The following is a 6677-nucleotide window of genomic DNA, read 5'->3' on the forward strand; positions in this document are numbered from 1 at the left end:
TAGACGATCACCGTTAAGTTGAAATGGGTGTTTACACAGAATTTGGGATAGGGTCACGCCAGATGGAACTCACATCACCGTCGAATTATTAAAAACAATGAGAGGTATCGCAAGGGACGAAAGTCAGAAAGCGATTACCAATAATTTCGCTCGTGCGGGTGGTCAATTTAGACGATAGGAGTATGTAATGCCCAAAGCCCTACCCCAAAAAATGGCAAACGAACTGCCAAAACTTGAACAAAATGCCTTGATTGAACTGTGGGAAATTGATTTAAGGCATATCAGCAGTAATAGCGACTCAACCAGAAAAGGGGAGTTGTTACGCTTTCACAATGGCTTAAATCAAGGTCAGCAGAATGTCTGGTGGCAAGGTAACGAGTACCAAGCCTATCCAATTCAAGCGGACGGTTTTGAGATTAGCGGTCAAGGTCCGAGTAACCGACCGACTTTAACAATCTCAAACCTGTACGGCATTGTCACCGCTTTGGCGGCAGATTTCGGGCAAGGGATTGGGGCGAAAGTGACCCGTCGTTTAGTTTACGCTCAATTCCTTGATGCACGAAATTTCCCTAACGGACAAAATCCACAAGCCGATCCGACACAGGAAAGTGTGAGTTTGTTCATCATTGAACAGCTAAAAAGCCTAAATGATGAAGTGGCGACATTTGAGCTGGCTTTACCCGCAGAAACAGATAATGCACGCATACCGTTGCTGATGATTACATCTGATACTTGCATTTGGCAATATCGTTCTGCGGAGTGTGGCTATACAAGCGGACCAGTTGCCGATGAAAAAGATAACCCGACAACCGATCCGAAAAAAGACGCTTGCTCTCACTGTTTGCGTGGTTGCAAGCTGAGATTCGGGGCTAATGCTATTTTGCCGTTTGGTGGCTTTCCAAGTACGACGCAACATGGGGCTTAAGCAAATAGCGGTTCTATGTGAAATGTAGCACGCTGTTCTAATTGCCACAAATCAAAATCTGCTTGCATACCTAACCATAATTTTGGTGTGGTATTAGGCAATAGCTGACTTAAACGGAGTGCCATTTCAGGGGTAATCGCTGATTTTTCATTGATAATACGAGATAGACAGACACGAGTGACACCAAGTTGTTTAGCAATTTGAGTAATGCTAGTGTCGGCATTATCTAGGTATTCTTTTAGCAACAAGCCTGGATGTGGTGGGTTAAACATTCTCATTCTTCAGCTCCTTAATGATAATCTTGATAATCCACAATTTCTGCGTGACCGTTTTCAAATTTAAAGGTTAAACGCCAGTTTTTATTGACTTTGACACTCCAATGCCCAACAAGATTACCTTGTAATGGGTGTAAATCCCAACTAGGGAAGTTCATTGCAGAAACAGTTTCAGCGTTCTCTAGTGTCGCAAGTTGAAGACGCAATTTAGAAGCGTGATTAGCTTGAATACCTGCTGTTGAACCTGTTTCAAAAAATAGCTTTAAGCCTTTATGTTTAAACGAGAGAATCATTGTGGTTATCCTTTTTGTATACAGTAAGTATACACTTAAATCTTAACTTGTAAATAGGTTGTATACAATAATGCAAAATATCTCTTTTACAGAACAAATTTTATATCACGCCAAACGCTCAGAACCGCACGAAAGTTGCGGTTTTGTCGTTTCTAAGGGCGGTGAGTTGCGTTATTTCCCTTGTGAAAATGTTGCTGTCGATCCGATTAATCACTTTGAAATCTCGCCTGATGATTGGATTCGGGCGGAAAGTGTGGGTGAGATTGTAGCTGTCGTTCATTCGCACCCTGATTCGGACACGGAAAAGGGCTTGCCGTATTTATCAACCGCAGATCGCGAGTGTCAAGTGCGGTTAAATTTGCCGTTTTGGTTGGCGTGTAGTGGCAAGTTGCAAAAATTCCGCCCAATCTAGAGATATTAGATTTAAATAGTTTACACCAGGCATTACAAATTGATATAAACCGTTATATTTCATTTTTGGATCAAAAGCCTAACATATTAGAAAAAATAGATGCTGATAATTCAGAGGAAGAAATAATTGAGCGACCAATTTATCTAAGTTTTGTAAGTCCACAAAGTCAATCTATAACAACAGGGTATTTTGCAGAGGCTTTTTCCTACACCCAGGGTATAACGCCTAGCAAGGCTGTTGAATTACTTCACAGTACCATTATTGATGAATTTAGAAAAAATGAACAACTAAAACATCATAAAACTCTCGAAAAATTATCGATTTCTTTAGATCGATTTTATGAAACCTATAAAAATAAAGTGATCAAACTTGAGGATATAAAAGCTGTTATTATTCAGGCTATTCCTACTCAGTTACACCATCAAGCAACCCGTATTGCGAATAAAATTATCAACAAATTAAATGGAGAAAGTCACTTGATTTGTCCCAATGATTGCCTTGGCTACGCTAATAGCATATCTCATTTTAACAGATCCTCATAATCTGACGGCTTGCCAATAAAAAACTATGATATAGGGAATAAGGCTCTGTTGTGTACAATTATTCTTTTAAATCAAGTAAATTGTGATTTACCTCTCATTTTTTAGGTTTATACCTTGTCATTTGGTCGAGAAAGTTTTACTCTATGGAGTATATTTTCTTTTATGCTATTTTTTATGGAGTAATCTTTTCATTTAATGTGCGGTGAAACATTAGGAGGCTATATGTTATTAGGTGATCTTTCTCGTGATGATTATATTCTTTCACTTCCGCCTGTCTTTGCAAGACTATGTACTAAACTTAAAACCCTTGATTTAGTTAATCTGCCATTAGGTTGGCAAGATTTGGAAGAAGGAGTAAGAATGAATGTGATGGAATTTGAAACCTCTTCCACAGAAGGAAAAAAAGCGGAGCTCCATCGTAAATTTATTGATATTCAATTGTTGATATCAGGTGAAGAAGCGATTGAATATAGTTTAGCCTATCCTAACTTAGCACTTTATGATGAATATCGTGATGAGGACGATTATCAGCTTACACCAACCTTAGAACATAAAAATGTTGTAATTTTAAAACCTAATATGTTTGCTATTTTCTTACCTTATGAGCCACACACACCAGGCAATTTTGTGACCGAAAGTAAGCCATTGAAAAAATTAGTGGTGAAAGTGCCAGTGGAGATGATAGGAGGCTAGAATGTCAGCCCGAGGTAAAATTCTAGATACGATTGGTGCGTTACAAAATAGTTTAACTAAAACAGAGAAAAAAATTGCGACGGTGATTTTATCTCAGCCCGATCTATTGAACCAATGTTCTTTATCTAAAGTGGCAAATAAATTAGATGTCGGCGAAGCAACCTTTATTCGTTTTTGTCGAACATTGGGATTTAAAGGTTATACAGACTTTAAACTCGATCTTGCCATTGAATTGGCTACTCAGCAAAAAGAGAGTAGTACGTTGTTAGATACGGACGTTGCGGAAACTGATACACCTAAAGAAATTGCAATTAAGTTGCAGAATACGCTGAATAATGTGATTGCAGAAACCGTCAATCTACTCGATTATGCAGAGCTAGAAAAAGTGGTGGAAGAATTGCGTAAAGCAGATCGTATTTTCTTATTTGGTGTAGGTTCATCAGGTTTAACGGCAGAAGATGCCCAACATAAATTAATGAGAATAGGGCTACACGCGGCTGCCGTGACTAATAACCATTTTATGTATATGCAAGCAGCATTGCTGAAAAAAGGAGACATTGTTATTGGCATTAGCCATTCTGGTTATTCAGAAGAAACGACAAAAGCTCTAAAAATATCAAGAGATAATGGGGCAATAACAGTTGCTATTACCCATAATTTGCGTTCGCCTATTACAGAAGAAGCGGATTATGTGTTAATTAATGGTAACCGTCAGGGGCATATGCAGGGAGATTCAATTGGTACAAAAATGACTCAGCTTTTTGTACTAGATTTAATTTATGCCATGTTAGTGAAAGCTGAACCAGAAAAAGCTATTCAACAAAAACAGAAAACGTTGAATGTAATTTTAGAACAACGACTTAAGTAGTTTACAAGCGGTCAGGTTGATAGTTTTTTTGTGAAACAGACCGCTATCATTTATCTATACTTTACTTTAATAAAGGAACCCATATGAAAAATTTAAAAGGTATTTTCAGTGCATTATTAGTTTCTTTTAATGCAGATGGTACAATCAACGAAAAAGGTTTACGCCAAATTATCCGCCACAATATCGACAAAATGAAAGTCGATGGCTTGTATGTGGGCGGTTCAACTGGTGAAAACTTTATGCTTTCAACGGAAGAGAAAAAAGAGATCTTTCGTATCGCAAAAGACGAAGCGAAAAATGACATTGCATTAATCGCTCAAGTCGGTAGCGTAAACTTAAAAGAAGCAGTAGAACTTGGTAAATATGCAACTGAATTAGGCTATGATAGCTTATCTGCAGTAACGCCGTTCTACTACAAATTCAGCTTCCCAGAAATCAAAAACTTCTACGAAACCATTATTCGTGAAACAGGCAACAAAATGATCGTTTACTCTATCCCATTCTTAACAGGAGTAAACATCGGCGTTTCACAATTTGCAGAACTGTTCCAAAATGAAAAAATCATTGGTGTGAAATTCACCGCAGGCGATTTCTATCTATTAGAACGTTTACGCAAAGCATTCCCGAACCACTTAATCTATGCAGGTTTTGATGAGATGATGTTACCTGCAACAGTATTAGGTGTAGATGGTGCAATCGGTAGTACCTTCAACGTCAACGGTATCCGTGCTCGTCAAATTTTTGAATTAGCACAACAAGGAAAAGTCAAAGAAGCCCTTGAAATTCAAAATGTGACTAACGATTTAATCGAAGGTATTTTGGGTAACGGTTTATATCAAACCATCAAAGGTTTATTGGAAGAAGAAGGCGTACAAGCGGGCTACTGCCGTGAGCCAATGATTAAAGAGTTGAACGCTCAACAAAAAGCAGTTGTGAAAGAATTAAAAGCGAAATATCTTTCATAAGTAACCCTCCTATAAATATTGATAGTTTTTGTAGAAGATCAGAATTGATCTTCTACAAATGTTTCATTTACTTTTTACCCCTTCCGCACAAGCAAATGCCGACGACCACGCCCATTGGAAATTATAGCCACCAAGCCAGCCTGTCACATCAAGCACTTCGCCGATAAAATATAGCCCCTGAACGTTTTTCGCTTCCATTGTTTTGGACGAAATATAATCGGTATCAACCCCACCCATTGTGACTTCAGCTGTGCGGTAGCCTTCAGTGCCGTTTGGTAAATACTGCCTGTGATGAATAAAGTGATCTAAAAAAGCAAGATCCGACTTATTCAGTTCAGCGATAATCTGATCTTTGATCATCTGTTGCTCAATCCACAGTTCGACTAGTTTTTTCGGTAAATAGCGGGATAATACGGTTTTTAACTGCAATTTCGGCGAAGATTGACGCAGTTCGTTCAAAATATCAAGGATAGAGGCGGACGGAAGTAAATCAATTTCCACCGTTTCACCCAAATCCCAGTAGTTTGAAATTTGTAGAATAGCAGGCCCAGATAATCCACGATGGGTAAACAACATCTGATTGCTAAAGGTTTTATTACGGTTGCTTACGCTAACGGGTAAAGCGATACCGGATAAGGTGGCAAAAATCTTATCGTTTTCTTTCCAAGTAAACGGCACAAGGCTTGCACGAACAGGGATAACGGGAATACCAAACTGCTCGGCAATTTTATAACCTAATGGGCTTGCCCCTAAGCCAGCCATTGACAAACCGCCTGTAGCAATAATCAGATTTTCCGTCTGATAGCTTTCGCAAGCGGTCTGAATGTGGAAAAAATTTGCAGATTTTTCGATGGAACTGACCGCTTGTCGAAGCCGAATATCTACGTTGCCTTTCTCACATTCGGCTTGTAACAGATCGACAATCTGTTGCGAGCTTTCATCACAGAACAGTTGCCCCAACTCTTTTTCGTGATAACAGATGCCATAGCTTGCTAACAGCGAAATAAAATCCCAGTTGGTATAGCGAGCCAGTGCTGACTTGACGAAATGGCGATTTTGGCAAATATAATGGTTGGGGGTGACATCTAGATTGGTAAAATTACAAAAGCCACCGCCCGACATTAAAATCTTCCGCCCGATTTTTTTGCCGTTATCCAGCACCAGTACCGATTTTCCCCCTTGCCCGAGCTGTGCCGCACAAAATAAACCTGCTGCTCCAGCCCCAATGATGATTGCATCAAATTGTTTCATATCGCCCTTTTTATTCAAAAAATCCTTTATAAACATAATCTTATGCTTTTTCGTTAATCCGCTATGAAGCGATAATTTCTGTTTCAGTTCTTTAAATAACCCTTCCAACCTATTTGTTGTTTTTTCTATATTTAAATGAGTATATTCTTCAAAAGTGAGCTTAAAGCCTTGTACTATAAGGCTTTAGCCCACTTTTTACCAACACTTTTGTCTACTATGCCAAATATCCTATCTAAATCACCGCTTTCATTAGATTTCCGCCTATTATTTCTAACTTTTATTGATAAAAGTTGAAAAATTCTTGTTATTTTATTCTTAGTTTTGTGTAAATCATTGTGTTTTTTTTTTTATAATGGGGTGGGGGAAAGGTATTTTTGAGATTTCCCCACTTGTGGGGGAAGTAGCTTGTAGGGTGGGTCTTGACCCACCATGTAGCCGTAACATATTGATTTT

Annotated in this window: 9 protein-coding genes; 6 read left to right on the top strand and 3 right to left on the bottom strand. The window is 38.6% G+C overall.

Features of this window, described 5'->3' with window-relative positions:
- Positions 1–187: 187 nt before the first annotated feature.
- Positions 188–925 (top strand): phage minor tail protein L, encoded by a 738-nt coding sequence (locus tag B0183_RS04045; protein ID WP_078208361.1) that lies wholly within the window; start codon positions 188–190, stop codon positions 923–925.
- Here the strand turns inward: B0183_RS04045 and B0183_RS04050 are convergent.
- Positions 922–1203, bottom strand: a complete 282-nt coding sequence (locus B0183_RS04050; protein ID WP_005714478.1) for a HigA family addiction module antitoxin — start codon at positions 1201–1203, stop codon at positions 922–924. The genes B0183_RS04045 and B0183_RS04050 overlap by 4 nt on opposite strands.
- A gap of 11 nt (positions 1204–1214) precedes the next feature.
- A complete protein-coding gene (locus B0183_RS04055) occupies positions 1215–1493 on the bottom strand; it encodes a type II toxin-antitoxin system RelE/ParE family toxin (protein WP_005714476.1) in 279 nt (92 codons plus the stop codon).
- A 70-nt stretch (positions 1494–1563) separates the two neighbouring features.
- On the opposite strand from B0183_RS04055, the gene B0183_RS04060 reads away from it, so the two are divergent.
- From B0183_RS04060 to nanA, 5 genes are all read left to right on the top strand, one after another.
- The gene (locus B0183_RS04060; RefSeq protein WP_078208362.1) at positions 1564–1905 is read left to right on the top strand and encodes a C40 family peptidase; all 342 of its coding nucleotides are present in this window, start codon (positions 1564–1566) and stop codon (positions 1903–1905) included.
- 65 nt (positions 1906–1970) lie between these two features.
- Positions 1971–2447: a hypothetical protein gene (locus B0183_RS04065; RefSeq protein WP_005714474.1), complete on the top strand. Its 477-nt coding sequence runs from the start codon at positions 1971–1973 to the stop codon at positions 2445–2447.
- A 222-nt stretch (positions 2448–2669) separates the two neighbouring features.
- Positions 2670–3140, top strand: coding sequence for an N-acetylneuraminate anomerase (gene nanQ / locus B0183_RS04070; RefSeq protein ID WP_078208363.1), 471 nt, complete (start codon positions 2670–2672; stop codon positions 3138–3140).
- A gap of 1 nt (position 3141) precedes the next feature.
- Positions 3142–4008 carry a MurR/RpiR family transcriptional regulator gene (locus B0183_RS04075; RefSeq protein WP_078208364.1) on the top strand — a complete coding sequence of 289 codons (867 nt, stop codon included), beginning with the start codon at positions 3142–3144 and terminating at the stop codon, positions 4006–4008.
- A gap of 83 nt (positions 4009–4091) precedes the next feature.
- Positions 4092–4973 carry an N-acetylneuraminate lyase gene (gene nanA, locus B0183_RS04080; RefSeq protein ID WP_021116899.1) on the top strand — a complete coding sequence of 294 codons (882 nt, stop codon included), beginning with the start codon at positions 4092–4094 and terminating at the stop codon, positions 4971–4973.
- Positions 4974–5036: 63 nt separating this feature from the next.
- On the opposite strand, the gene B0183_RS04085 is transcribed toward nanA, so the two are convergent.
- Positions 5037–6224, bottom strand: coding sequence for a BaiN/RdsA family NAD(P)/FAD-dependent oxidoreductase (locus B0183_RS04085; RefSeq protein WP_078208367.1), 1188 nt, complete (start codon positions 6222–6224; stop codon positions 5037–5039).
- Positions 6225–6677 lie beyond the last annotated feature (453 nt).

This window comes from Glaesserella parasuis, assembly GCF_002015085.1.
GTDB lineage: Bacteria > Pseudomonadota > Gammaproteobacteria > Enterobacterales > Pasteurellaceae > Glaesserella > Glaesserella parasuis.